This is a genomic window from Corynebacterium tuberculostearicum (assembly GCF_046097255.1).
GTDB lineage: Bacteria > Actinomycetota > Actinomycetes > Mycobacteriales > Mycobacteriaceae > Corynebacterium > Corynebacterium tuberculostearicum_J.
In genome coordinates this window covers 1,135,801-1,161,279 of the sequence record NZ_CP175770.1, presented here as the reverse complement: position 1 = coordinate 1,161,279, position 25,479 = coordinate 1,135,801, and the positions used below count along the sequence as shown (strand labels likewise).

The 25,479-nt window shown below is 62.8% G+C and carries 27 protein-coding genes; 5 read left to right on the top strand and 22 right to left on the bottom strand.

The features are described 5' to 3' along the window. Positions 1-8: 8 nt before the first annotated feature. The 4 genes from ACKFRY_RS05565 to ACKFRY_RS05550 are packed head-to-tail and all read right to left on the bottom strand — an operon-like array spanning position 9 to position 3,945. On the bottom strand, positions 9-674 hold the full coding sequence (locus tag ACKFRY_RS05565) for a response regulator transcription factor (protein WP_005324135.1): 666 nt from the start codon (positions 672-674) through the stop codon (positions 9-11). Beyond that, entirely contained in the window at positions 671-1,282 is a 612-nt protein-coding gene (locus ACKFRY_RS05560) for a hypothetical protein (RefSeq protein ID WP_408923359.1), read from the bottom strand. The genes ACKFRY_RS05565 and ACKFRY_RS05560 overlap by 4 nt, the downstream gene beginning before the upstream one ends. Beyond that, a complete protein-coding gene (locus ACKFRY_RS05555; protein ID WP_408923358.1) occupies positions 1,279-2,526 on the bottom strand; it encodes a sensor histidine kinase in 1,248 nt (415 codons plus the stop codon). The genes ACKFRY_RS05560 and ACKFRY_RS05555 overlap by 4 nt, the downstream gene beginning before the upstream one ends. A gap of 42 nt (positions 2,527-2,568) precedes the next feature. Continuing rightward, positions 2,569-3,945 carry a M20 family metallopeptidase gene (locus tag ACKFRY_RS05550; protein ID WP_408923357.1) on the bottom strand — a complete coding sequence of 459 codons (1,377 nt, stop codon included), beginning with the start codon at positions 3,943-3,945 and terminating at the stop codon, positions 2,569-2,571. Between the two features lie 157 nt (positions 3,946-4,102). Between ACKFRY_RS05550 and ACKFRY_RS05545 the strand changes: the two genes are divergently transcribed. Continuing rightward, positions 4,103-5,092 (top strand): HNH endonuclease signature motif containing protein, encoded by a 990-nt coding sequence (locus tag ACKFRY_RS05545; protein WP_408923356.1) that lies wholly within the window; start codon positions 4,103-4,105, stop codon positions 5,090-5,092. A gap of 202 nt (positions 5,093-5,294) precedes the next feature. Here the strand turns inward: ACKFRY_RS05545 and lepA are convergent, their stop codons facing one another. Then, positions 5,295-7,145: a translation elongation factor 4 gene (gene lepA / locus ACKFRY_RS05540; protein ID WP_005324118.1), complete on the bottom strand. Its 1,851-nt coding sequence runs from the start codon at positions 7,143-7,145 to the stop codon at positions 5,295-5,297. An 18-nt stretch (positions 7,146-7,163) separates the two neighbouring features. Between lepA and ACKFRY_RS05535 the strand changes: the two genes are divergently transcribed. Together ACKFRY_RS05535 and rpsT are read left to right on the top strand one after the other, a co-directional pair. Continuing rightward, complete coding sequence (locus tag ACKFRY_RS05535; protein ID WP_200435326.1) at positions 7,164-7,700, top strand: type II toxin-antitoxin system PemK/MazF family toxin; 537 nt, start codon at positions 7,164-7,166, stop codon at positions 7,698-7,700. A gap of 226 nt (positions 7,701-7,926) precedes the next feature. Next, positions 7,927-8,190: a 30S ribosomal protein S20 gene (gene rpsT, locus ACKFRY_RS05530; RefSeq protein ID WP_005324114.1), complete on the top strand. Its 264-nt coding sequence runs from the start codon at positions 7,927-7,929 to the stop codon at positions 8,188-8,190. 118 nt (positions 8,191-8,308) lie between these two features. Here rpsT and ACKFRY_RS05525 read toward each other — a convergent pair whose 3' ends face one another. Continuing rightward, a complete protein-coding gene (locus ACKFRY_RS05525; protein ID WP_150851156.1) occupies positions 8,309-8,887 on the bottom strand; it encodes a TetR/AcrR family transcriptional regulator in 579 nt (192 codons plus the stop codon). A 333-nt stretch (positions 8,888-9,220) separates the two neighbouring features. On the opposite strand from ACKFRY_RS05525, the gene ACKFRY_RS05520 reads away from it, so the two are divergent. Both ACKFRY_RS05520 and ACKFRY_RS05515 read left to right on the top strand, forming a co-directional pair. Next, the gene (locus ACKFRY_RS05520) at positions 9,221-10,063 is read left to right on the top strand and encodes a DNA adenine methylase (protein ID WP_408923355.1); all 843 of its coding nucleotides are present in this window, start codon (positions 9,221-9,223) and stop codon (positions 10,061-10,063) included. Next, the gene (locus ACKFRY_RS05515) at positions 10,056-11,387 is read left to right on the top strand and encodes a type II restriction enzyme (protein ID WP_408923354.1); all 1,332 of its coding nucleotides are present in this window, start codon (positions 10,056-10,058) and stop codon (positions 11,385-11,387) included. Before ACKFRY_RS05520 ends, ACKFRY_RS05515 begins: the two co-directional genes overlap by 8 nt. On the opposite strand, the gene ACKFRY_RS05510 is transcribed toward ACKFRY_RS05515, so the two are convergent. From ACKFRY_RS05510 to rplU, 16 genes are all read right to left on the bottom strand, one after another. Continuing rightward, positions 11,384-12,031 (bottom strand): LysE family translocator, encoded by a 648-nt coding sequence (locus ACKFRY_RS05510; protein WP_150851841.1) that lies wholly within the window; start codon positions 12,029-12,031, stop codon positions 11,384-11,386. The two genes, ACKFRY_RS05515 and ACKFRY_RS05510, sit on opposite strands and share 4 nt — an antisense overlap. Continuing rightward, positions 12,028-12,417 carry an ankyrin repeat domain-containing protein gene (locus tag ACKFRY_RS05505; protein WP_250409412.1) on the bottom strand — a complete coding sequence of 130 codons (390 nt, stop codon included), beginning with the start codon at positions 12,415-12,417 and terminating at the stop codon, positions 12,028-12,030. The genes ACKFRY_RS05510 and ACKFRY_RS05505 overlap by 4 nt, the downstream gene beginning before the upstream one ends. Positions 12,418-12,427: 10 nt before the next feature. After that, the gene (holA, locus tag ACKFRY_RS05500; protein ID WP_250409413.1) at positions 12,428-13,405 is read right to left on the bottom strand and encodes a DNA polymerase III subunit delta; all 978 of its coding nucleotides are present in this window, start codon (positions 13,403-13,405) and stop codon (positions 12,428-12,430) included. 1 nt (position 13,406) lies between these two features. After that, on the bottom strand, positions 13,407-14,819 hold the full coding sequence (locus tag ACKFRY_RS05495; protein WP_408923353.1) for a ComEC/Rec2 family competence protein: 1,413 nt from the start codon (positions 14,817-14,819) through the stop codon (positions 13,407-13,409). An 18-nt stretch (positions 14,820-14,837) separates the two neighbouring features. Beyond that, positions 14,838-15,557 carry a ComEA family DNA-binding protein gene (locus tag ACKFRY_RS05490; RefSeq protein WP_408923352.1) on the bottom strand — a complete coding sequence of 240 codons (720 nt, stop codon included), beginning with the start codon at positions 15,555-15,557 and terminating at the stop codon, positions 14,838-14,840. A gap of 73 nt (positions 15,558-15,630) precedes the next feature. Next, positions 15,631-16,506, bottom strand: a complete 876-nt coding sequence (locus ACKFRY_RS05485) for a DegV family protein (protein ID WP_408923351.1) — start codon at positions 16,504-16,506, stop codon at positions 15,631-15,633. Further along, positions 16,506-17,204: a histidine phosphatase family protein gene (locus ACKFRY_RS05480; RefSeq protein ID WP_250410105.1), complete on the bottom strand. Its 699-nt coding sequence runs from the start codon at positions 17,202-17,204 to the stop codon at positions 16,506-16,508. The genes ACKFRY_RS05485 and ACKFRY_RS05480 overlap by 1 nt, the downstream gene beginning before the upstream one ends. 6 nt (positions 17,205-17,210) lie before the next feature. After that, a complete protein-coding gene (rsfS, locus tag ACKFRY_RS05475) occupies positions 17,211-17,654 on the bottom strand; it encodes a ribosome silencing factor (RefSeq protein ID WP_250410221.1) in 444 nt (147 codons plus the stop codon). A 146-nt stretch (positions 17,655-17,800) separates the two neighbouring features. Further along, positions 17,801-18,418 carry a nicotinate-nucleotide adenylyltransferase gene (nadD, locus tag ACKFRY_RS05470; protein WP_179386870.1) on the bottom strand — a complete coding sequence of 206 codons (618 nt, stop codon included), beginning with the start codon at positions 18,416-18,418 and terminating at the stop codon, positions 17,801-17,803. Positions 18,419-18,441: 23 nt separating this feature from the next. Next, a complete protein-coding gene (locus tag ACKFRY_RS05465; protein WP_408923350.1) occupies positions 18,442-19,710 on the bottom strand; it encodes a glutamate-5-semialdehyde dehydrogenase in 1,269 nt (422 codons plus the stop codon). Between the two features lie 97 nt (positions 19,711-19,807). After that, positions 19,808-20,713 carry a D-isomer specific 2-hydroxyacid dehydrogenase family protein gene (locus ACKFRY_RS05460; protein WP_408923349.1) on the bottom strand — a complete coding sequence of 302 codons (906 nt, stop codon included), beginning with the start codon at positions 20,711-20,713 and terminating at the stop codon, positions 19,808-19,810. Beyond that, positions 20,713-21,642, bottom strand: coding sequence for a D-isomer specific 2-hydroxyacid dehydrogenase family protein (locus tag ACKFRY_RS05455; RefSeq protein WP_302258512.1), 930 nt, complete (start codon positions 21,640-21,642; stop codon positions 20,713-20,715). Before ACKFRY_RS05455 ends, ACKFRY_RS05460 begins: the two co-directional genes overlap by 1 nt. 33 nt (positions 21,643-21,675) lie before the next feature. Next, positions 21,676-22,908 (bottom strand): glutamate 5-kinase, encoded by a 1,233-nt coding sequence (proB, locus tag ACKFRY_RS05450; protein WP_408923348.1) that lies wholly within the window; start codon positions 22,906-22,908, stop codon positions 21,676-21,678. A gap of 59 nt (positions 22,909-22,967) precedes the next feature. Beyond that, entirely contained in the window at positions 22,968-24,500 is a 1,533-nt protein-coding gene (gene obgE, locus ACKFRY_RS05445; RefSeq protein WP_408923347.1) for a GTPase ObgE, read from the bottom strand. 236 nt (positions 24,501-24,736) lie between these two features. Further along, the gene (rpmA, locus tag ACKFRY_RS05440) at positions 24,737-25,015 is read right to left on the bottom strand and encodes a 50S ribosomal protein L27 (protein WP_005324079.1); all 279 of its coding nucleotides are present in this window, start codon (positions 25,013-25,015) and stop codon (positions 24,737-24,739) included. A 42-nt stretch (positions 25,016-25,057) separates the two neighbouring features. After that, entirely contained in the window at positions 25,058-25,363 is a 306-nt protein-coding gene (gene rplU, locus ACKFRY_RS05435) for a 50S ribosomal protein L21 (protein ID WP_005324077.1), read from the bottom strand. Positions 25,364-25,479 lie beyond the last annotated feature (116 nt).

Sequence of the window (25,479 nt, the reverse complement as noted above, 5' to 3'; positions counted from 1 at the left end):
CTCCGTCCTCAGCCACGCGCCTCTAAGACCATAATGGCGATGTGCACGCGGCTGGTACCGCCGATCTTTTTCAGAATATGCTGCATATGCGATTTCACCGTGGCCATGGACACCACGAGCCGGTCGGCAATCTCCTGGTTATTCAAGCCCTGCGCCACCAGCTCGGCGATTTCTCGCTCGCGAGAGCTAAGCGCGCCTAGGCGGTTGCGGGCGGTGCGGGTGTGGTGCGAATGGGCGTCGTCAAGCGCGGGCCCCTGCATGCTTACCAGCTTGTCGACGACCTGCGGGCTCAACAACGGCTGCCCCGCCGCGGCCGCACGCACGGCCGCCATGAGCGATTCCGGCGGCGTCGACTTCAGCAGGAACCCAGCCGCCCCGGCACGCAGAGCCCGCAGGATGAAGGAATCGGTATCGAAGGCCGTGAGCATGATGATCGGCACTGCGTGAACGGACAGAATCTTCTCCACGGCCGCGATGCCATCCATGACCGGCATGCGAATATCCATCAGCACCACATCGGGCTGCGCGTCGAGCACCGTAGCCACCGCGTCCCGGCCATTGCTCGCCTCGGCCACGACCTCGATATCGGGCGCGTTGGATAGCAGCAGACGCAGGCCGCTGCGGACAAGTTCCTCGTCATCAACGAGCACTACGCGCAGGGCATCGGCCATCATGCTCCCTTTCCTACTGGTTGATTCCACCGCGCGCGCCACAACTGCGATGCGACGGGCGTATAAGCCACAGTAACCGCTACCACTGCCGCCAGCGCTACGGGCACGATTCCCGCGTGGCCCGCCACTACGCCATTGAGGAACGAGGGCACGAGAATATCGTTTAGCTTTTCGAAGAATTTGGGGAAAAATTCGATGACTAGTGTGGCCGCGATGAATGTCAGCGCAGCCTGCAGGAGCAACGTCCATAGGCTTACCCGATGCAGCCGCTTATCGACGTCCGGCTTCCCCACCGCCGCAAACAGCACCCTCGCGCCTTGCCCGCGAAACTCCGGCACGACATAACCGCGGCGCTCCACCAGCTCGATGCGGTCTGCGTCTTTGGGCGCGTTATCGTCGCTGTGCCCGCGCAGGAATTCCAGGCTATAGGCCGAGTCATCGGTATCGGTATAGCTGAGCTTGCGCGAGGTTCCGTTGACGGTGGAGGTAAAAAGACTGCGCTTAAAGTCTAAGTACTTTCCCGTCCACCCCTCGCGGGCCGTGGTTTCTTCTAGGTCGATGCGCATGAGCCCGTATTCGGGATGGCGCAGTTGCCAGCTCATCTCGCTCATCGTGTGGCCTCCTTGTGCGCTAGCGGTAGCTGGATACTCCATCCGAATTCCTCGCCTCCCTTTCCTTCTGGGATTTCCTGGTTAGCCACGATGCTCATGCGCCCGCCGGAAAGCTCCACACGCTCGCGCAGTCCCACTAGACCGTAGCCACCTGCACCTCCCTCGACACCGTTCGCGTCGGCTCCTGAGTCATTGCAGGGCGTCGGATTGCGCATCTCGATGTCTACCGCGCCGGCTGCCTCGCGCACCGTGATACTTACCGGCTGACCGGGCGCGTGCTTGCGGGCGTTCGTCAGGCCCTCTTGTATTGCCCGATGCACGGCATGCTGTGCCATCGTGGATAGTCCGGCGAAAACGTCCGGGTCGGTACCGTCCGCGTAGGCCACCGTTACCTCTGCGCCGGCCTCCCGCGCGCTCGCGACCAGCTCCTCTACACCGGTGCGCGGGTCCTGGGAAAGGTCTTCGCGCAAGGCGCTTAAGACGGTGCGCAAATCTTCCACCGCGTTTTGGGCTTCAGCGCGGATGGTTCGCGCAGCCTCCGTAAACTCCTCCGGCACACCCTCGCGCGGATAGCTCAGCGCTCCCGCATGAATAGCCACAAGGCTCAACCGATGCGAAAGCGAATCGTGCATATCCCGCGCGATGCTCTCGCGCTCCTCTCGCCTTGCATGTTCCACCTTGGCGCGCATCTCTTCTCGGTTCATCCGGGCTTGCTGCTCCACGCGCCACCGCTTTTCGCGCTGGTTGCCGCGCTTTTGGCCTACCAGCAAGCCCGCGACCATCACGACCACGACGAAGATGGCCCCAACCCATCCGATCTCGTCCCAGCTTAGGTACGGGTTGAAGCTAGTATCTATCGCAAACGCCAGTACAAAGCATGCCACCGCGGCCACCGAGCGCGAGGTCGAACGGCGCGAGACCAAGGAAATGAAAGCCACGACTCCACTAGCCGCACCAAAATAGGAGCCGGACCCCAGCAGCACGATGCAACCGGCGATGAAGCTGCGGGTGGAGCCGGCATAGTCGACGTCGGAAAGCTCGCGCGGTTGGTGCTCCAACGCAAAGGGCAGGGCGATAATACCCAGCACGCCCACCGCAAACCCGGTGCAGATATAGGGCCCGTACTCCTCAAATGTCGGCGAGTACTCCTCAATATCGAGGTTCATCAGCACCATGCCGACGAGCCAATTCGCCACCGCGCAGGCGGCAACAATGCCCGCCGTACTCCACTTCGTTCTGACCATGGCCCCAAGCTTAAGCCCGCGGCCATAGTCCCTAGGGATGATTTATTTCTGCACCCCGGCCGCATCGCGCATGGCCTTCGTCTGCGCGGACGGATGCTCGTTCTCGGTAGCCAGGCGCTCAAACGCCACGGCCGCCAGCGCCGCGGACTGCATGCCGAGTACGGAATCATCAAAGCGCATCATCGGCGAGTGATTCCACTCGCGCTGATTTTCGGGCTTTTCCGGATTCGCCGTGCCCATCCACATAAACGTGCCCGGCACCTGGGAGAGGACGTAGCCGAAGTCCTCGGAGGCCATCATCGGGGCGTCGAAAGGCTGGACGTTCTCGGCGCCAAACATCTGGCCCCACAAGGTGGCGGCGAATTGGTTCTCGCGCGCATTGGTCTTGGTGGTCGGGTACAAAATCTCGAAATCCACCTGCGCGGTGCAGCGGTGCGAGGCAGCGACGGAGCTGGAGACCTCCGTAATCATCTGCCGCACGGCGTCGATCTTTTCATCGCGCAGCACGCGCACCGTAGCACCCAAGGCCGCACGCTCCGGGATGGCGTTATAGGCGCCGTCGCCCGCCCACAAGTTGGTCACGGTAATCACGATGGGCTCCAGCGCATCAAAACGGCGGGTCAGCGCGGTCTGCAGCGACATCTGAATCTCCGCCAGCGCCGCCACCGGGTCGATGGCATCGTGCGGGCGGGAGCCGTGCCCGCCCTTGCCCAGCACCGTAATGGTCAAGTTGGAGGAGCTGGCCATCATCGGGCCTGGCACATAGTGGAAGGTGCCGCGGTCTTGAGGGCCGACGTGCAGGCCGTAGGCGGCAATGGGGCGTCGGCCAGCGGCGTCGAGCACGCCTTCCTCAATCATCGGCAGCGCGCCGCCTGGGCCTTCCTCGCCGGGCTGGAACATGAAAGTGACATCGCCGTGCAGCTCCTCGCGGTGCTCGCACAGAATCCGCGCCGCGCCCACCAGGCCGGCCGTGTGCAGGTCATGGCCACAGGCGTGCATATAGCCATTCGTCGACGCAAACGGGCTACCGGTCTGCTCGCGCACCTCCAAGGCGTCCATATCCGCGCGCAAAAGCACCGACACCGGCCGCTCGCCGCGCTGGCCGCCGCGCAGCACAGCCACCACCGAGCTCAAATCCTGGCCTACGTGAATCTCCAGCGGCAAGCCTTCCAGCGCTTCTAGAACCTTTTTCTGCGTGCGCGGCAAGTCCAGGCCGATTTCCGGGTTGCGGTGCAGGTCGCGGCGGAAGTTCTGCAGCTCCTCGAGCATGTCCTCGCCCATTTCCTGGAATACCTCGGTGGCTACCCGCTCGCCAATGCGCGCCCGCGTCACCGGCAGGGGCGGCAGCTGCTGGGCCTGGCGCGGGGCTGCCAGGCGGCCGGGGTTGGTGGGGCGAATTCGCTTGGTCGGGTCAGTCATGGGGAGCTCCTTTTCTCGCTTTCCTATTCGAGGGTACCGCAGGTTATCCACAGGGCGCCCGGCGGGTTCGGGGTTGGTGTGACGGGTGGGGCGAGTTATCCACAGGCGGGCGCGGGTGGGCTACCGCGGGCTTGCGGGGTGCCTTAGGCTCACCGGCATGACCCGCTTGCAGGACTACGCCCGCCAACTTGCCTCGCCGATGGAGCTTCTCGGCGAGGTCTCTGGCGCGCGCGAGGCCGACCTGCGGCGGCTGGGGCTTCCTCGGCAGGAGGCCCGGAGCCTGCTTGCGCTTGCCGACGTCTACTTTGGCCCCACCCCCTTCACCCGCCGGCAGCGCTCGTGCCGGGCGACCAAGCATTGCTTGGCGACGTTGAAGATCATCGAAAAGTACGTCTCGCGCACGAAATCCAAGCGGGATGCGTGGGCGCTGCGCGCTGAATTATGCGCGACCGACCAGGACGTGGAGCGGCTCGCGCGCACGCGGTTGAAGGAGCTTTATCCGCGAAAGCAACCGGAAAAAGGTGTGCGGATGACGCGGCGCAAGGGAGGGCCGTCGACGCTTTCGATTACCGGTGATTCCGATTTCATTGCTGACCTGCACGCCAGCATCAACGAGGAGAAGCCGCTCGATTCCGTGGAGAATATCTTCTTCCGCGGCGGAGCTACGGCGCGGCCTGCGGCGACAACGAATATCATCATCCAGCTCGATGAATTGGATGAAATCTTAAGCGGCGGAGGCGAGGAAATCACGCTGCGGTTGACCAATGGCGCCGAAATCAGCGGCGCGAAGCTGGTAGAAAAGCGCCTTGCCGAATGCGGGCTCGTCACCCTAGTCCATCCTTATGAGGGGGCGGTGAACCTGTATCGCACCTCGCGGCATGCCTCAGATAAGCAGCGGCTCATGGCAGGTGCGGAAAACCCCACCTGCCCGTGGGCCGAGTGCAACTATCCGGCGGATAAGTGCCAAATCCACCACCTGCAGGCGTGGAAACACGGCGGCGAGACCAATATGGCGAACCTCAGCGTGGCGTGCCCGTATCACAACGGCGTCAACGACGACGATCCGCACGCGCCGCCGGTGCGCGGCCGGCTGGAGCGCCGGCAGGGCCGAATAGTCTGGGTCCCGCCCTGGGCCGATTCAACCTAGCTACTCGCCTAAAGCCCCAGTCCTACCACGTATCCCAACCGCGTATCCCGGCCGCGGAAACCGACCACAGTAAACCGACCGTACGGGCCGGGCGCGGCGTGGGTGCGGCGTGGGCGCTCAAGCCTGCCGCAGAAGACTACCGCTGGACTCGACCTCGCAACCAAGGCGCGGCTGCGAGGTGGGTTCGGCGTGCTTGGGTGGATTAATCGTCGGCGTCGGTAGACAGCGCGGCCACGAAGGCCTCCTGCGGCACCGAGACGGAGCCCAGCGTCTTCATGCGCTTCTTACCGGCCTTCTGCTTCTCCAGCAGCTTGCGCTTACGGGAGATATCGCCGCCGTAGCACTTAGCCAGCACGTCCTTGCGCATAGCGCGGATGTTTTCGCGAGCGATGATCTTCGAGCCGATGGCCGCCTGGACGGGCACCTCGAACTGCTGACGCGGGATGAGCTCCTTGAGCTTCTTAGTCATCTTATTGCCGTACCACTGGGCAGAATCGCGGTGAACGATGGCAGAAAAGGCGTCGACCGGGTCACCGTTGAGCAAAATGTCGACCTTTACCAAGTCCGCGAGCTGCTCGCCGGCCTCCTCATAGTTCAGCGAAGCGTAGCCCTTGGTGCGGGACTTGAGCATATCGAAGAAGTCGAAGATGATTTCGCCGAGCGGCATGGTGTAGCGCAGCTCCACGCGGTCCTCGGAAAGGTAATCCATGCCGCCCATCTGGCCGCGCTTGGACTGACACAGCTCCATGGTGGGGCCGACGAATTGCTCGGGCACGATGACGGTCATCTTCACCACGGGCTCATAGACCTCGTTAAGCTTTCCTTCCGGCCAGTCAGACGGGTTATGGACCCACTTTTCCTCGCCGTCTTCAGCCACCACGCGGTAGGTCACCGAAGGCGCGGTGGAAATCAGGTCGAGGCCGAACTCGCGCTCCAAGCGGTCGCGGGTAATTTCCATATGCAACAAACCCAAGAAGCCGCAGCGGAAACCAAAGCCGAGGGCGACGGAGGTTTCGGGCTCGAAGGTTAAGGAGGCGTCGTTAAGCTGCAGCTTTTCCAGGGCATCGCGCAGGTCCGGGAAATCGGCCTGGGAAATGGGGAAAAGGCCGGAGTAGACCATCGGGTCCGGGTCCTTGTAGCCCTTGAGTGGGGTTTCGGCGCCACCGTTGGACCAGGTGACGGTATCGCCCACCTTGGTCTCGCGGACGTCCTTTACGCCGGTGATGAGGTAGCCCACCTCGCCGGGCCCTAAGCCCTCGCACTTTTGCATCGTGGGCGAGACGATGCCGATTTCCAGCAGCTCATGGTTGGCGTTGGTCGACATCATGGTGACCTTCTGGCGCGGGGTGAGCTTGCCGTCCACCATGCGGATATAGGTCACCACGCCGCGGTAGGTGTCATAGACCGAGTCAAAAATCATGGCGCGGGCCGGCGCATCGGCGTCGAACTCAGAAGACGGAGGCGGAACTAGCTCGCAGACTTTGTCCAGCAGCTCGACGACGCCCTCGCCGGTCTTGCCCGACACGCGCAGCACCTCTTCCGGCTCGCAGCCGATGATATTGGCGATTTCCAGCGCGTATTTTTCCGGGTCGGCGGCCGGCAGGTCGATTTTATTGAGGACCGGGATGATTTCCAGGTCGTTTTCCATCGCCAGGTAGAGGTTGGCGAGGGTTTGGGCTTCGATGCCCTGGGCGGCGTCGACAAGCAGGATAGCGCCCTCACACGCCTCGAGCGCGCGGGAGACCTCGTAAGTAAAGTCCACGTGGCCGGGGGTGTCGATCATCTGCATGACAATCTGCTCCCCCTGCGCGGTGCCGGACTGGGGCACCCACGGCAGGCGCACGTTCTGCGCCTTAATGGTGATGCCGCGTTCGCGCTCGATGTCCATATTATCGAGGAACTGGTCACGCATATCGCGCTCCGCAACCACCTTGGATAGCTGCAGGATGCGGTCCGCCAGCGTCGACTTGCCGTGGTCGATGTGAGCAATAATGCAGAAGTTTCGGATTCGGGCGGGATCCGTAAACGTCGTGGCCGCAAAGTTTTCAGACATACGTCTACAATAGTCGACATGAAAAGCGCCATGCTCACCCGTCTGCGCCAAGCGCTGGGAATCAGCGAGCGCGAGCCGATAGACACCGGCCTGAGCCGCATTAATTCCCGGTTGGGGCTGGATAGGTCGGATGAGTTCCACGAGCCGCGAAAGGCCGCCGATATCCAGGTAGAGGCCACTGCCTCCCACCCCCGGTCCATATTTTTCACCCCCGATATGGACGGCCAGGCCGATTCCGGCGAGGTGGTCTGGGTGTGGGTGCCGGCCGAAGGCAAGCAGGCGCCACCGCGCGAGCGCGCCATTTTGGTCGTCGGCCGCACCCGCACCACGGTGATGGGTTTGCTCATCTCCCCCAACCCAAAGCACGCGCTTGACGACGCCTGGCTGGAAATCGGTTCCGGCGAGTGGGACGAATCCGGGTGCGATTGTTGGGTGCGCCTCGACCGCCTGCTCGAGGTATCCGAGGAGCAGGTGCGCCGGCAAGGCACGCTTTTCCCGGAACGCAGATTCGAACGAATCGCGAATAGGTTGCGGGCGCGCTACCACTGGGCCTAGCCGCCGCGCGGCCGGCGGCCACGGGGAGAGTTTTGGCAGGTCGGGTTCGGTACTGCTATTGTGTGTTGGTTACTTACTTGCCGGGCGCGTTGGTCGGGGCGGGCAGGACCTTGGGTTCGCTCTTCGAATACCAGCGCCGAGCGCGCCAGTAATTGCTGGCCGCGGGAGTAGTCCGAGTAGGTCGGTTTCTACGTCAATCACTTTCGATTACTAAGAGGTATTTTTCATGGCAAATATCAAGTCCAAGCAGAAGCGCGTTATCACCAACGAGAAGGCACGTCAGCGTAACAAGTCCGTTCGCTCCGCCGTCCGTACCGAGATCCGCAAGTTCCGCGAGACCGTTGCCGCTGGCGACAAGGCTGCTGCTGAGAAGCAGCTGCGCGTGGCATCCCGCGCCCTGGACAAGTCCGTGTCCAAGGGTGTCTTCCACCGCAACACCGCAGCCAACAAGAAGTCCGGCATGGCTTCCGCGTTCAACAAGATGGACTAAGAGCCATTGCACAGATTATCCCCCGGTCGCGCTCTACGGAGCGCGCCCGGGGGATTTTCTTAGCTTATTTTGGGCGGCGGAACCGGCAGGCAGGGCCGGTGAGACTTAGGCGGGGCGCTTAGGCCAGTTCGTCGTTGAAGTAGTCTTCGAAGATGGCGCCGGCGTTGTGGAAGGCGTCGGCAAGCGAAGTGCCGCCACGGGTTTCCACAAAGGTCTCATAGGCGGTCAGCAACTGGGTGTAGATAATGTTGACGGTCGGCGTGAGGCGCGGATCGGAGGACTTCCAACCCTCACGGGCCTGTACCGCCTGGCGGACGCGCTGAATGATGCGGCTATTGCGCTGGCAGTACAGGGCGCGCAGCTTCGTGTCCTTTGCCAGTGCCTGGGCCGTGAGCTGGGAAATTTCGGGGAAGAACTCATTGCCTACGGCACGGTTGAATTCGGCCATGGCCATGATTTCGGAATCTTCGCGCAGGCTTCCGGTGGGCAGGCCGGCAGCGAAATTCTGGAACTGGTTCTCCACTTCCTCTGACATTTCGGGGCCTAAAACTGCCGATTCTTTGTCTTTTATGTGATTAAAGAGGGTACGGCGGGAAACGCCTACCTCGCGTGCGAGTTCCTCCATGGTGAACCCGTCATAACCTCTCTCGATGACGAGGTTGAGCGCAGCGACTCGGATTTTTGATATACGCGGCATAAATGCCCCTTTCTGTCCCGACGCCCTTTAAGCTTCAGTATCTTTTCTTTCTCCCTAAGGAATTGTGAGGAAATTCTATTTTGCCTACAAACTAAGGGATTTTGGGGCGATTTTATTACCTTATATTCGGTCAGGGAAACCACCATGCGCTTCGCGGGAATTCCCCGCCTGCGCGGCGGCGAGTTTGCGCCCGTCATGGCACTAATCAGGAAAACTGTGACGTTGGACAACCAGGCCGCCACGCTCGCGCGGCCGGTCCCACATCTTATCCGCTCGTGCGTTCGAAAGCCCGATGGTGCTCGTGTCCGGTGGGGCGGCTAAGATGAGTCAACGATGAAAAACGTTAAGCCACTGGTGAAATGGGCGGGCGGGAAGCGCCAGCTCTTGCCGCATATCCACGCCGCCCTGCCGGCGGAGACCCCGCGGCGATTTTATGAACCCTTCATCGGTGGCGGCGCGGTGCTTTTCTCTCTCGAACCGGCCAGCGCACGGGTCAACGATCTCAATAGTGAGCTCATCAACCTCTATGAGGTGGTGCGCGGCGGCGTCGATGAGCTCATTGAGGAACTCGCGGGCTACCCCAATGAAGCAGAGTTTTTCTATGCGCTGCGCGCAGTGGATCGGGATGCCCACAAGTTTGCCGCCCTCTCCCCCGTCGAGCGCGCCGCGCGAACGTTGTATCTGAATCGCACCTGCTATAACGGCCTGTACCGCGTGAACGCGGCCGGCCAATTTAATGCCCCGTTTGGGCGTTATAAGAATCCCACCATCTGCGATGAGGACACGCTGCGCGCGGTGCACCGCTATTTTGCGGACAATGATGTGACCTTCTCGCAGGGCGATTTCGCCGCGGCGGTAGCAGAGGCGCGCGAGGGCGACTTTGTCTACTTTGACCCGCCCTATGACCCGGTGAACGTGACGAGTTCGTTTACCGGCTACCAAAAGGGCGGCTTTGACCGTGCGGAGCAAGAGCGCCTCAAAGAGGTCTGCGATGACTTGGATAGGCGCGGGGTGAAGTTCCTGTTGTCTAATTCGGCTACCGAGTTCATCCGCGAGCTCTATGCGGACTATGAAGTAGGCATCGTGGGCGCGACGCGGGCGATTAACTCCGTTGGCTCGAAACGCGGCAAGGTCGACGAGGTCCTGGTGCGCAACTACGAGGTCCGCGGTGACTAGCGGGCCGGAAGCGCGGGAGCTGCGGGCGCGCTTTGGTGTGCCGGAGTCGGTGAAGCTCGGCGTCAATGACTGGGGGTGGCTGCGCATCCTGGCGGCGGGATACGACGCGGAGCTGGAGCGGCGCGGGTATTTCTATATCGGCGCGCGGGAGCTAGAACGGCTTTCGGGCCGGCAGCCGCGGCTGATGGCCAAGCATGATTTTTCTACGTCGCGGCCGTGGATCTTTCAGCGCCTCCAGCTGGGAATCGTACCGGTCAGCCGCAGCGAATACCTGGTGGGCCGGTTCAACCTCTACGAACGGTTTCCAGAAACGCAGCGCGGCGAGGTACGCACGCTGGAGTTGCCCGCGGGGCTGGACACCCTCTCGTTGGAGGGGGTGAGCTCGGAGGCGGTGGCGTTAAATGGGGCGTCGGCAAGCGGGATGCTAGAGGACTTCCTGGGGTGCGGGCCATTGCAGGCGACGGTGGCCGGGCGCATGTCCACGCGCGGGCTTAAGGTGCGGCTGCCGGACTTGGGCGTGGATGTGGCGGTGGACCGCGCGCAGATGGAGATCGACGGCGGCTTTGAATCGCTCGAGCACCTGGTGCTGGTGGAGGCGAAGAACCACCTTTCGGACGATTTCAATATCCGGCAGCTATATTTTCCGTATCGCCGGTTCCAGCAGCGCCTGGCCAAGGATGTCGTGCCGGTTTACCTGGTGTATTCCAATGGTATTTTCCACCTGTACCGCTATGAATTTCGGGACCCGGCGGATTTTCGCAGCATTGCGCTGGTTGATAGTGCCCGCTACGCGCTGTCCGCCTCGACCCTGGACGCGCAGGCGGCGCTCGACATTGTGCGGGCGGTGGAGCCCGATCCCGAGCCGGCCGTGCCCTTCCCCCAGGCCAATAGCTTTGAGCGGGTGGTCAACCTGCTGGAGCTCATCGCCCTGCAGCCGCTAAGCAAGGCGGAGATTACCCAGCGCTATGATTTCGACCCGCGCCAGGCGGATTATTATGCCAACGCCGCGCGCTACCTGGGCCTGGCGGAGCCGGTGGAGGAAGCGTGGGAGCCGACGGAGCACGGGCGGCGGGTTATCGAGCAACCGCAGCGCGACGCCCGGAATGCGGCGCTCATACGGGCGCTGGCGGCGCGGCGGGTTTTCCGCGAGGTGCTGGAGCTCAGCTTGGCCCGCGGCGCGGTGGCTAGCACCGCGGAGATTTGTGCGGCCATGGAGGGGCTGGGGCTGAGCTTGGCGACGTCCCGGCGGCGCGCCTCCACCGTCGCTCGCTGGACCCAGTGGGTGCTGGACACGGTAGCTGAGGGTACGCCGCGCCTGTTTTAAGCCAGCAGGTTCTGCCCGCCGGAGATGATGAGGACGATGCCGGCGATGATGAAGAAGAGGCCAGAGCCGATGTCGATCCACGGGCCGGCGGCGATGAGTTTGCGGCGCACCGCGTTGGTGGAAATTACCGTGGCGACGACGAGGAAGAAGAGGAAGGCCGACAGCGAGAGCGAGAGTGTCAGCGCAATCGCCAGCCAGACGGGTGGGCTAGCCGGGAGCAGCGGGGCGATCATCGCGGCGAGGAAGAGCACGATTTTCGGGTTGGACATATTCGTGGCCAGGCCGACCTTGAAGGCGGTGCGCAGGCGGCCGAGCTGGGCAGCGGCGTCTTCTAAGTCCACGGGCGGGTTGGCGCGCTGGGCGATGCCGCTGCGCAGCGCGCGCGTTCCCATAAACACTAGGAAGCAGCCGCCGATGGCTTGGACCGCGCCGAGGATTTCCGGGAAGGCGGTCAGCAGCGCGGCGGCGCCAAAGACGGTGGCGGCGCACCAAAAGAGCACGCCGATCTGGATGCCAGCGGCCGCGGCGATGGCGTGGCGGCGCGAGCGGGTGGCGTAGCGGGTTACCAAAATGATGTCCGGCCCCGGCGAGGCGACGCCCACCAGGTTCATCAGCAAGAGGGTGAAAAAGGATGTCCAGGTCACTCCCCCGCCTCGCTTTCGAGGCGCGGGACGAGGTCCTCGTGGCCGAACAGGCGGGCGGAATCCAGCGCGGAGGGCTGGCCGGCGGTGGGGTCGGCGTGGGCGGAAAGGAGGGCGTCGACAACCGCGTCTTCCTTCTTGAAGATGGCACCGGCCAGCGGGGACTGGCCGCGATCATTGAGCAGGTTGACGTCCGCGCCGGCGCGGGCAAGTGCGGTAACCAGCTCGGCGTGGCCGTGATAGGCGGCGAGCATGATAAAGGACTGGCCTTCGTGGTTAACGAGGTCGATATTTACGCCGTGGTCGATATAGGCGAGGAGGTCCAGGTTGCCCTCGCGCGCCATGTCGAAGAGTCGACCGGCGAATTCTTGCACTTGCGTCTCAGACATGGTTTCTAGCTTATCGCGCCAGTTCCGCGACGCGTTTGACGGCCGCCTCTATGGCGAATTCGGGCTCACCGCCTTGGCCTTTGACGGCGGCATCGAGCTCGGAGACAAGGATGACGGCCTTGGTGACATTATCGGCGGACCAGCGGCGGGCCACGGGCTGGGTCATTTTGACCACGTAGGGCGCCAGGCCGGTTTGGCTCGCCAGCGAGTATTGGTCCCCGCGCGCGGAGTAGAGGCGGGCGACGGCGCCGACCTTATTGGCCAACGCGGCGGCAATCGCCACGGGGCTCGCGCCCAGCTGGAGGGCGCGGCGGCAGGTGGATACGGCGGCTTCGACGCGGCCGGCGACGGCGGCGTCGGCAATGTCCCAATTGGCCACCTCGGCCACGCCGACGTAGTAGTTTTGCACCGCTTCGCGGGTAACGTTGCCGCCGGTATCGGAGACCAACTGAGAGATGGCTGAGGCCAGCTCGCGCAGGTCAGAGCCCACGCCCTCGAGCACGGCATGGATAACGTCCGGGGTCGGGCGCACACCATGACTGGAAAATTCGCGGGTGGCCCACTGCCCCAGTTCATTGGGGTAAAGCGAAAAGACCTCGTGGACCTCCGCAATCTTGCGCAGCTTGGCCACGAGCTCGGGCTGCTTCTTCTTTTTCTTCAGCGTCTTGGCCGTCACGGAGTAGATAATGACCATGGTCATGCCCGGCGCGGGATTGGCGCAGGCGCGCAGAAGGATATCGACTACTTCTTTGCCGGCGCGCTCGCAGTCGCTGATGACGATGACGCGGTTATCGCCAAACAGCGATGGGCTGGTGGCCTCGAGGATCTCGCCCTCAGAGACCTCGGAGGCTTTGAGCTTGGTCAGCTCGGGGCGGGCACCGGTAGATCCGCTCTCCTCGGCCGCGGCGCGCTGGATGTGCAGGCGGGCGCGTTCGGTGAGGAATTCATCGTCGCCAAGGATGAGGTGTACTGGAGGCATGCCCGCCATTCTAGCTTGCGGCCAGGCCGAGCCAGGCGATGCCCGCCAGCGTCAGCGCCAAGGTGAGCCACGGGCGGTGATAGAGGAGGCCGGCGATGATCCAGGCGTAGGCAAGCAGCGTAAAAAGCGGGTTGGCAGGGATGGTGACCACGGGTAGGTGGGCCACGCCGTGGGCGATGGTATTAATCCACCACGAGAAGGGCTCAATGAGGCGCAGCAAGCCCGCGCCCAGCACGTCGAGCGGGCCGAGCTGGGCAAAGATGGCGGCGATAAGCCCCACGATGGTAATCGGCACGGTGGCGGGCTCGACGAGGATATTGGCCAGCACGGAGACCACGGAGACCTCACCGGACATGAGTGCTACCAGCGGAAGGGTGACGATATCGGCGGCGATGGCCACAGCGACCGCGCGCAGGAAGATGGCGGGCCAGCCGGTCACGGCCAAGTGCTTGTAGATGAGCGGGCTCAGCGCCACTATGCCGAGCGTCGCGGCGCACGATAGGGCAAAACCAAAGTGCACGGCGAGGTCGGAATCCACAAAAAGCAGCGCAATGATGCCGAGACTGAGAGCATGGATGGGCTCCATGCGGGTGGAATTGAGCACAGCAAGCAGCCCCACTACCCCGGCGACGGCCGCGCGCTGGACGGAGGGTTCGAAGCCCACAAGCAGAACATAGGTGGCAAGGGCGCACAGGGAAGCGGCCACGCGGGCGCGGGGCCCGAGCGCGAAGGCGGCGCAGACCACGGCCGCGGCGGAGCAGACTATGGCCACATTGGCGCCGGATACAGCACTCAAGTGGGAGAGCCCGGTGGCGATATACAGGTCACGCTCGGCGGTATCTTGCAGCGCGGTATCGCCGAGTACCATGCCGGGGATAAGGCCCTGGCTGGAAGGACCGACGGTATCGAGGACCAGCGCGCGGAAATTCTCGGCCACCTCGGCCGCCCAGCCGGCCAGGCCTTCGGGTTCGGCGGTTACCTGCACGTCGGTGGCATTGGCGCTAAGCTTTCCGACGCCCGCCCTATCCGACTCCCCTACCCTTACCCTGGCCGTAACCTCGGCGCCAGCGGCCGCTGGGACTGGTTCTGGGCTAAAGACCGGCAGCTGGGTCGGGTATCCCGGAACCTTGAGCTTGAGCAGCCAGCCGCCCGTACTGGTCTGCGTTGGTGCAGTGACAAGGCGCCCGGTGACTTCGCTGCCGAGGTCGAAGGCGGCGGCGCGAGCCTGGCGCACCGCGGCGACGAGCGCCGCACCCCCAGCGACCGCCCCGCAAAAGAGCGCTTGGCCCCATTGACGGGCAATGAGGCACAGCGCGACGACGACCGCGATGAGTGCGATGGCCCAGCCGCGGCCGGCGAGCAGCACGGCGATGACGGCCAGCCAAGCGGTGGCCGCGCCGGGGACGAGCCGCAGTTCTCGCATCGCACGCTCGAGCTCGGGTTAGAGCTGGACCTGGTCTTTGAGCTGCGCCAGCTTCGCCGGGCCGATGCCGGAGACCTCGAGGAGCTCTTCTACATCCTTGAAACCGCCGTGCTCCTCGCGGTAGGCCACGATGGCCTGCGCGGTCACCTCGCCGACGCCCTTGAGTTCGGTGAGCTCCTCGGCGGTGGCGCTATTGAGGCTCACGCCGCTGCCGCTAGCGCTGCCACCGGGACTGCTGGGGTTGTCCCCGGCTGGGGTAGGTTCGCCGGGTGCGGGAGCTGGGGCGGCGCCGGAGGGCAGGATGTGGAGTTGTTGGCCGTCGGAAAGCCGCTGCGCATGGTTGAGCGCCATGGTCTCGGCACCTGGTAGCGGCTGGGCGGCGGCGAGGGCATCGGCCACACGCGCGCCGGGCTCGAGTGTTTTCAGTCCGGGTTCTGTAACTTCGCCGATGACCGAGACGATGATTTCGCTGGGTTCCTCGCTAGGGGCCTCGCTTAATGCTGCAGGCTCGGGCATGCCGGAAGATTCTTCGGAGCGTGCATTGATGCCGAGCCAGACCACCACGCCGATAACGAGAATGACCGCCACGGCGCAGGCCTGCCAGGGGCTGATGCGCAGTCGCGGGCGCGGGTAATCGACGGCGAGGAGCTCTTCCTCGCCGGTGGGTTGGGTAAATTCGCGGAGTCGTTCGCTGATTCTTGGGTGCCGCCATGGCGCTGAGGCTAAGCGCAGGCGCAATTAAGCGGTAGGTCGAGCGAAGGTAGCCTGTGGATAACTTGTTGTGGGCGTCAACGAACCCGGCGCGGTGGGGCTAGTTATCCACAGATCGGCGCGGCGGGAAGGCGCGGGGTCGACCACGTGTGTGAGGATGTGCTGGTTCCGCGGGAGGCTCGGAGCTAAACACGGCGGAGACGCCGATGGCGGAGGGGCCGGCGTGGACAGAGAGGACGTCGTTAAGCGGAGTGCAGATGAAGGACGACCCCTGCGGCAACGCGGCTTCAAGGAGCGCCTCCAGCTTGGCAGCCGCATCTTCGGCCTGGTTATGCTGGATGGCGACGAAGGCCGGCTCGCCGTCCGCGCGGGAGGCGATGAGGTCCACCAGCTTGGTAAAAGCCTTGGTCTGGGTGCGGGTCTTGCCCACCAGCTCCAGCTTGCCGCGGGTAATCGACATAATCGGCTTGGTGGCCAACAGCGCCGTAGACAGCACGGCCGTGGCCGGGGAAAGGCGGCCGGAGCGGCGCAGGTCCTCCGTGGAATGCAGGTAGACCCAGGTAGACGCGCGCTTGAGGGTATCGACGGCCGCGGCGTAGCACTCGTCCAAGCTGGCGCCGCGGGAGGCGAGCTTAGCCGCGGACATGGCGGCCGCGCCCATGGCCATGCCGGCCGAGCCGGAGTCAATAACCCGCACCGTGTGCGGAAAGACGCCGGAGGCGGATACCGCCGCGGAATAGGTAGAAGATAGCTCTTTAGACAGGTGAATGGCCACCACGCCGTCATCCTGGGCGCGCTCCATTTCGCGGCCGTAGGCGGCGGCCAGCTCCAGCGCGCTCAGCCCCGAGGTGGAGCGCTCCAGGCCATCCTTGCCGTGGCTTTCCATAAGGTGCAGGTCAATGACGGTGATGGATAGCTGCTCCGCCAGCTCCGGCGGCAGGCCCGCGGAGGAATCCGTAATGACGCGAACCGTCACTAGATATCCGCCCCGCCGTCCCCGGTGACCTCGCCGCCCATATTCCAGCCGTCGAAATACCACTGGGCGCTGCCCACATTGTCTGGGGTGAACTCCAGGGAGGACAGCGGCGTTTCCGGGTTAAAGTCCGGGCGGGCGGTCAGCTGCGACCAGTGGGTATTTTTCAGTCCGGAAAGGATGCCGTACTGCGCGTGGTCGAGGCCCAGCAGGTGGCAGGTCAGCGCTGAGATGGCGCCGCCATGGGCCACGATGAGGACGGGGCCGTGGTCCCAGCCGGCGAAGTCTGCCATGAGCTCATCGACGACGGGCCGGGCACGCTCGGCCACATCTACGCGGGATTCGCCCTGCGGCGGCGCCCAGGTGGGGTCGTGGCGCCAGATGGCACGCGCGCCTGGGAACTCGGTATCTACTTCGGCGGAGGTTCTGCCCTGCCACTGGCCTAGGTGTGTCTCGCGCAGGCGGGCATCCGTGGTGAATTCCACGCCGAGGGCCTCGGCGACGACGCGGGCGGTTTCGCGCGCGCGGAGGAGATCGGAGGCGACGATTTTAGACACGCCCTGATCCTGCAGCAGGCGCCCGGCGGCGCGGGCCTGCTCATAGCCCAGCTCGGACAGCTCGGTGTCCAAGTGGCCCTGCATGCGACCGGTGGCGTTATAGGTAGTTTGTCCGTGGCGGATCAGGATCAGGCGGCGGCTCATGCGGGTTTAAAGCTCCTCGTCCTCACCAGGGACCTTATCGGCCAGGGGGAGCTCGTCGATGGAATCAACTTCGCGCGGGTTGACGCCATGGGTCCATTCGCCCGGGCGCTCTGGGGCCTCGATGCCCTCGATCTCCAGTGCTGGGCAATCGTGGTACAAGCGGTCTAGGCCGTAGAACTCGCGCTGGTCATTGCGCTGAACGTGGACGACGATATTGCCATAATCCAGTAGCACCCAACGGTTCTCGCGGTTGCCTTCGCGGCGCTGCGGCTCGAAGCCTTGCTTGGTCATTTCGTCTTCGACTTCATCCACGATGGAGCCGACCTGACGCTCGTTGTCTGCAGAAGCGAGCACGAATACCTCGGTGATAGCGAGGACATCGGAGACATCAATGGCCGCGATATTGGTGGCCAGCTTTTCTTGCGCGGCGTGGGCCGCGGTTTCTGCCATGCGGCGGGCGAGATCAGAAGTAGACAATGTGTAAAAATTCCCTTTTCGCGTCTGAGTATATTCGGTATGAACTATCTCTATTGAGAGTCTATTCTTGCACGTTTAGCAGGCCCGTGCCCAAAATCTTGGGAAGGCCGCGGAAGTTTCTACAAAGGCTTATCTGGGTTGGGCCCGTAGAGATTATTCTTGGTGATGTACTGCACCACCCCATCCGGAACGAGGTACCACACGGGCTGGCCTTGAGCGGCGCGTTCGCGGCAAGCGGTAGAAGAGATAGCCATCGCGGGAATGTCAATAAGATCGATATCCTCCTGCGCATCGGAGGGCAGCATATCGGCGCTTAGCTCATAGCCGGGGCGGGTAACGCCCACAAAGTGCGCCATCTCCAGCATCTCTTCCCAGTTATGCCAGCTCATGATGGATGCCAGCGAATCGGCACCGGTAATGAAATAAAACTCCGCCTCCGGGAAGAGTTCGCGCAGGTCGCGCAGCGTATCGATGGTATAGGTAGGCCCCTCGCGGTCAATGTCTACGCGCGAGACGGTAAAGCGCGGGTTGGATGCGGTGGCCACCATCGTCATCAAGTAGCGGTGCTCGGCCGCGGTGACGTCGCGGTGGGACTTTTGCCACGGCTGGCCGGTGGGAACAAAGACGACGGTATCGAGGGCAAACCGGTGTGCAGCCTCGCTGGCCGCTACCAAGTGGCCATTGTGGATGGGATCAAAAGTGCCACCCATGATGCCGATGCGCTGTGGGCTAGTCATGGGTGGTGATTATAGTCGCACTACTAGGGGCGGGTCTGACCGGTACCCTGCAGGATCCACTTGGTAGAGGTCAGCTCCGGAAGTGCCATCGGGCCGCGGGCATGCAGCTTCTGGGTGGAAATGCCGATTTCCGCACCCATGCCGTAGACCTCGCCATCGGTAAAGGCGGTAGAGGCGTTGAGCATGACTGCGGCGGCATCCACCTCGTTGCCGAACTTCACTAGGACATCGGCGTCCTGCGCGGCGATGGCCTCGGTGTGGCCAGTGGTGAATTCGGCGATGTGGGCAATGGCACCGTCGACACCGTCGACCACCTTGGCGCAGATATCCATGGACAGCGACTCCTCGCGCCAGTCCTCTTCGGTGGCCTGCACGGCATCCTTGACGCCGAAGGCCTCGAGCCCAGCGACGTCGCCGTGGATGGTCACGCCCGCCTCCTGCAGCGCGGTGATGATGCGGAGCTTGGCGGAGTCGTCCAAGGCGGCGTCGATAAGCACGCACTCCGTGGAGTTGCATACGGAGGTGCGGCGGGTCTTGCCGTTGATGACCATGTCGATAGCCTTGTCCAGGTCCGCAGAGGCATCCACATAGAAGTGGCAGTTGCCGGTGCCGGTCTCGATGGCCGGGACGGTGGCGCCGGTGACCACGGCTTCAATAAGCTTGGCGCCACCACGCGGAATGACCAGGTCCACCAGGCCACGAGCGGTGATGAGGTCTTGGACGGAATCGTGGGTCTCGCACGGCAGGAGCTGCACGGCCTCGCGCGGTAGATCGAACTCGGCGAGGGTATCCTGCAGGATTTCTACCAGCTTAGCATTGGAGTTGCGGGCAGACTTGGAACCGCGCAGCAGCGGCACGTTGCCGGACTTGATGGCCAAACCAAAGGCGTCCACGGTGACGTTCGGGCGGGCCTCATAGACCATGCCCATCACACCGAGCGGGACGCGCACCTGCTTCATCTGGATGCCGTTGTCCATGGTGCGGCCCTGCAGGATCTCCCCTACCGGGTCCTGGAGGCCGGCAACCTGGCGCAGGCCGCCAGCAATACCCTCCACGCGGGCGGCGTCGAGGGATAGGCGGTCAATGAGGGACTCGGACATGCCGCGCTCGCGGCCAGCTTCGATATCTTGCTTATTAGCGGCGAGGATATCCTCGGTGTGGGCGATAAGGTTTTCGGCTGCGCGCTGCAAGATCTCGTTCTTGCGCGGCGTGGACAGCTGCGCTACGACGGGCGCTACGTCCTTAGCAGCACGGGCTTTGGACAGAACTTCTTCGCGTTCAGTGTTGCTCATGTCATACCAGCCTAACGAAAGGCCGGGCGCATTTCAGCGACCTCAGCCGCGGTGGGGTTGAGCTGGCCATCGTCAGCGCGGCTACCGGGGCTATCCATCAGTAGCCGGCTTCAATATCTACTTCCGTGGAGATTGCTTCACCGGCGGCAAAGCGCTCCATGACCTTTGCAGCATGCGCACCGATACGCCTGCGCACCGAATACGGCGGATTGGCCAGATGCGGGGTGATGACTACGTTGGGCATGTCCCACAGTGGGTGCCCATCGGGCAGCGGCTCGGGGTCGGTGACATCCAGGCCAGCACCGGCGATGTGGCCGGCACGTAGGGCATTGACAAGCGCGTCGGTATCCACCAGCGGTCCACGGCCGACGTTGATAATCACGGCGCGGCTGGGCATGGCGCGGAAGGCAGCGGCGTCGAATAGCTGGTGGGTCTGGTCCGTGAGCGGCGCAAGCGCCACGAAACAATCGGCGGCCGGCCACACGCGCTCGATGTCGGCCGTGGCGAAGGTTTCATCGGCGCCTTCCACCGGATTGCCGGAGCGATTGACCGCAATGATGCGCGGGCCAAAGCCCTCTAGCATGCGGATAAGCCGCTTGCCGATGCCCCCAGCACCCACCACCGCAACCGTCTTGTCCTCAAAAAGGAAGCTGGTGTGCGCCTCCACCTCATCGCGGTTATTCCAGCTCGTGCCCACGCGCTTATGCGCATGCAACTGCGCGAGTAGAAGCGCAATGGTGGATTCGGCCACGGTGGCATCATAAAGCCCGGCCGCATTGGACCAGCGAGCGGTGGTATCGCGCATGACCTCGAGCAGATGGTCCACCCCGGCAAAAGGAACCTGCACCAAGCCCACGTTCGGCGGCAGGGGCTGTGGGAAATCATCTGGACCGCCGTTGAAGATGAGGGCCTCGGCCTCCTCCAGTGGGGCGCGTTCGTGCCCGGCGGCATCGAGGGCCTGCAGGGTTTCCTCCCACGGGGTGGGCAGCATCGCGTACTTCATTAGTAGCCAGCCTCCACATCGACGCGGGTGGGCATGGCCTCTCCCCTCTCCCACGCTGCGGCATTAGCGTTGAAAATAGCGCCCAGGTGAAACTGCGCCACGTGCGCGGAGGCGGCCATGTGCGGCGTCATGGTGCAATTGGGAAGGTCATAAAGCGGGTGCCCATCGGGCAGCGGCTCGGGATCCATAACCTCCAAGCCGGCGCCGGCGATTTCACCGCTACGCAAGGCTTCCACGAGGTCCTCGGTTACTACGGTGCTGCCGCGGCCGACGTTGATGAAGATGGCGGAGGGCTTCATGGCGCGGAAAGTGGCGGCATCGATAAGCCCCTCCGTGTCTTTGGTCGCCGGGAGGATGCAGAAAATAAAATCCGCCTCGCCCCACACGTGCTGGGCTTTATCCATGGGCACCACCTCATCGGCGCCTTCCACCGCGCGGCCGGAGCGATTGACCGCAGTAATGTGCACGCCAAAGGGCCGCAGGAGCTTAATGAGCTGCTTGCCGATGCCCCCAGCGCCAAAGATCGCTACCCCCTTCGGCCCTTGCTGGTTATAGAGCCAGGCCTGGGACTCATCCAGCTCCTTGGCCACCGACCACGTAGCGGCTTGGGCGAAGGCTTTGTGGTGGTGCGCTTGGGAAAGCGCCAACCCGAGTGCGGACTCGGCCACTGGCTGGGCAAAGGCGCCGGCGGAGTTGCACCATGGCACGCCGTCTGGGGTAATGACGCCTGCATCAATGAGCTGATTGACGCCGGTAAAACAGTGCTGCACCCAACCGATATTCTCCGGCATCTCGGGGATGCGGCGCGGGTTGGGCGCATTATTGATATAGACCTCGGCGTCCTCGATGCTGCTTACGCGTTGGTGCCCGGCAGCATCGATGTCTTCTACCATCGGCTGCCAGGTTTCCGGTCCCATGAAATACTTCATGCCCCAACCATACGGGGAATCTCGGACTCGGGTTTAGATGCGGGAGGCGAAATTGGAGAGATAATCCGCGTGGACGACGGAACGGCGCTGCTCCTCAGGAAGCTCTTCCATCTTCTTGCCCTTAATGGCGTGCAGCTCCTCAGAATCGAAGCGCACTTCACCGCGGCCGATGACCTCACCATTCGGGCCCAGGATGTCGATGATTTCTCCCTTGTTGAACTCGCCTTGCACATCGGTAATACCAACGGCGAGCAGCGAGGTGCCGCCCTTGGTGACGGCCTCCTTGGCGCCTTCATCGAGGCGGACTGCTCCGCCGGTATCGGCGCAGTAGAGAGCCCAGAACTTCCAGGCAGACAGCTGGCGTTCCTCGCGGGTGTGGAAGACGGTGCCCACGGAGGCGTCGGCAAGCGCGGGGCCAATATTATCCGTGGAGGTCAGCAGCACTGGGATGCCGCCGCGGGTAGCCAGGCGGGCCGCGGAAACCTTGGTGGCCATTCCGCCAGTGCCGACCTTGCCGCCATCGCCAGCCACAACGCCCTTCAAGTCCTTGCCGGTGCGTACCTCATCGATGAACTTGGCATCCGGCTCGGCGGGGTTCTTATCGTACAAACCAGGTACATCAGAGAAGAGGAAGAGCGCGTCCGCGCCCACCAGGTTGGCCACCAGTGCGGAGAGACGATCGTTATCGCCGAAGTGCATTTCCGAGGTAGCCACGGCGTCATTCTCGTTAACGATAGGAATGGTACGCAGCTGACGCAGGCGATCAATGGTGCGCTGCGCATTGCGGGCACGGTCGCGGTGGCCGGTATCGGAGGCAGTGAGAAGAACCTGGCCGATGGTGCGCTTATAGCGTGCAAAGGACTGGCCCCACACAGAGGCCAAGTGCACCTGGCCGACGGACGCGGAGGCCTGCTTAGTAGCCAAATCGGTGGGGCGCTGGTGCAGGCCGAGCGGGCCCATACCTGCGGCAACCGCACCGGAAGACACGATGATGACATCGGAGCGGCCCATGCGCGCATGGACGGCATCAACGATGTGATCGATCTTTTCTTGAGAAACGCGGAAATTTTCATCCGTGAGAGAAGAGGAACCAATCTTGACCACCACGCGCTTTGCCTGCGCGATGTCGTGGCGGAGATCCGATTCAAAACCGGACGCCACCGGATTTTCATCGAGCGGCTCCGGGAAAGGGGTATCAGCGGTAGGTCCGTCAAAAGGCTCTACCGGAAGCGGAAGGATGGGTTCTTTCTGTTCATCAGAAGACATGCCAACCGAGTTTACAAAGCCCACCCTCCAGCACACCCCAAGAATAGGGGGTCCGGGGACTAGCCCTGCCACCTATCGCGGTTAGCGCCCTCGCGGGTGACCTCTTCATCGGTGCCGTAATCATACTCATCGATAAGGCCGCGACGCGCCTGGGAGGCGCGCTTACGCTCCGCGGCGGAGACACGGCCCGTGCCCTTCAGGCGGGCGTCCTCGCCACGGCTTGCCATCGTTGGATCGCCGCCGGTCATCGGCTCCCACTCGAAGGTGATGCCACCGATGGTTACCGGGCAGCCCTCTACTGCACCCTGCTCGCGCAGTTCGTCTTCCACGCCCGCCTTGGCCAGGCGGTCTGCCAAGAAGCCCACTGCCTCATCATTTTCAAAGTCAGTCTGGGTAATCCAGCGATCAATCTTCTTGCCCTCAACAATGAAGCCACCCTCGACCTCAGGATCAGGCTTCACGGTGAAATCAGCAAACGCGCCGGTATGTTTCTTATGGCCCTGCGCCTTGGGATGGATAACGGTGTGGTTCTTATCCTTCTTTGGCAACGGCTGGGCCTTGCGGTGCTCGGTCACCATATCCATGAGCCGGAACTTCAGCGGGTCCAGACCCTTGCGAGCGACTGCCGAAATAATAAAGACAGGCCAGCCAAACTTCTCTTCCAGATCATCCTTGACAAATTCCGCCAGCTCTTCGGCCTCAGGCACATCTGCCTTATTCAAAATGATGACGCGGGGGCGCTCACGCAGATCCCCCAAACCAGTATCTTCCTGCAAAGCCTCCTGGTACTTTGCCAACTCATTTTCCATCGCCTCAATATCAGAGACCGGATCACGGCCGGGCTCAATGGTGGCGGTATCCACCACATGGGCAAGCACCGCTGTGCGTTCAATATGGCGCAAAAAGTCTAGACCGAGCCCCTTGCCATCGGCCGCGCCTGGGATAAGCCCCGGCACGTCTGCGATAGTAAAGGAGCTATCTCCCATATCCACCACGCCAAGGTTCGGCTGCAGCGTAGTAAAGGGATAATCACCGATCTTGGGTTTCGCGGCCGACAGCACCGAAATCAAGGATGACTTACCTGCCGATGGAAAGCCCACCAGCCCTACATCCGCCATAGATTTCAGCTCAAGGATCAGATCATGTGCTTGACCCGGCTCACCCTGTAGAGCGAAACCCGGTGCCTTGCGGTTCTTTGAGGCCAAGGCGGCATTGCCCAGACCGCCAAACCCGCCTTCTGCAGCCACAAACCGCGTTCCCGGAACAGTAAGGTCCGCCAAGGTTTCGCCCTTTTCGGTGCGAACCACCGTTCCAGCCGGGACCTCCAAAATCAGGTCTTCACCGCGACCACCATTGCGCATATCGCCGGCGCCATTGCCGCCGCGTTGCGCCTTAATATGCGGGCGGTAGTGGAAATCCATAAGCGTATGGATTTGTTCAGAAACCTCGAGGATGATGTCGCCACCGTGGCCACCATTGCCGCCATCTGGGCCGCCCAAAGGCTTAAACTTCTCGCGGTGGACAGACACACAGCCGTGTCCACCGTCGCCTGCTTGCAGGTGCAGGACAACGCGGTCAATAAAACGTGCCATGGTCAAACCCTCCGTTAGTTAAATCTTTGTCCCCGCCAGTGTAATGCGTGTCTTGGGCTGGACTCCAACCGCAGCTGACAGAGACGGCCTACCTCGTGGGCCATCCCATCGGTTGTGTCCGCCAGCGTGGTGTATCTATTACCCGAGTGGAGCCTCGTTTCGGTATCCACAAAACCAGAAAATCCTCGAGCCACCCTCACTGGGGCAGACTCGAGGATTAACCTCAGCGGCCTTAGTTAGGCAGTTGCCTCTGCAGCAACCTCTTCAGCCGGAACGATGTTGACCATACGGCGGCCACGCTTGATACCGAACTCAACGGAGCCAGCTGCAAGCGCGAACAGGGTATCGTCGCCGCCGCGGCCTACGTTCTCACCTGGGTGGAACTTGGTACCGCGCTGACGCACGATGATCTCGCCGGCATTAACCTGCTGACCACCGAAGCGCTTGACACCGAGACGCTTGGACTCGGAATCGCGACCGTTGCTGGAGCTGGAAGCACCCTTCTTGTGTGCCATGTGGTTTTCCCTCCTTTAGGGATAATTACAGCCGGTTAAGGCTTACTTGATACCGGTGATCTTCAAGGTGGTCACAGGCTGACGGTGGCCCTGACGCTTCTTGTAACCAGTCTTGTTCTTGTACTTCAGGATATCGACCTTCGGGCCCTTACCCTGCTCAACGATTTCTGCGGAGACAGAAACCTTCTCCAAGTCGGAAGCCTTGGACTTAACATCGGCGCCATCGACGAGCAGAACCGGGGTGAGAGCTACGGCAGAGCCTGGCTCACCCTCGATCTTCTCGACCTTGACGAGGTCACCTTCAGCAACCTTGTACTGCTTGCCGCCGGTCTTGACGATCGCGTACATAGAGGGTTACCCCTTATCTAAACTCGCTCGGAAGCAACCGGGGAGGCCGCGTTCCGAATGGACACTTACACATTGCGTTTAGTTCCCGCGCGAACATGTCCGCACAGCTCACAAAG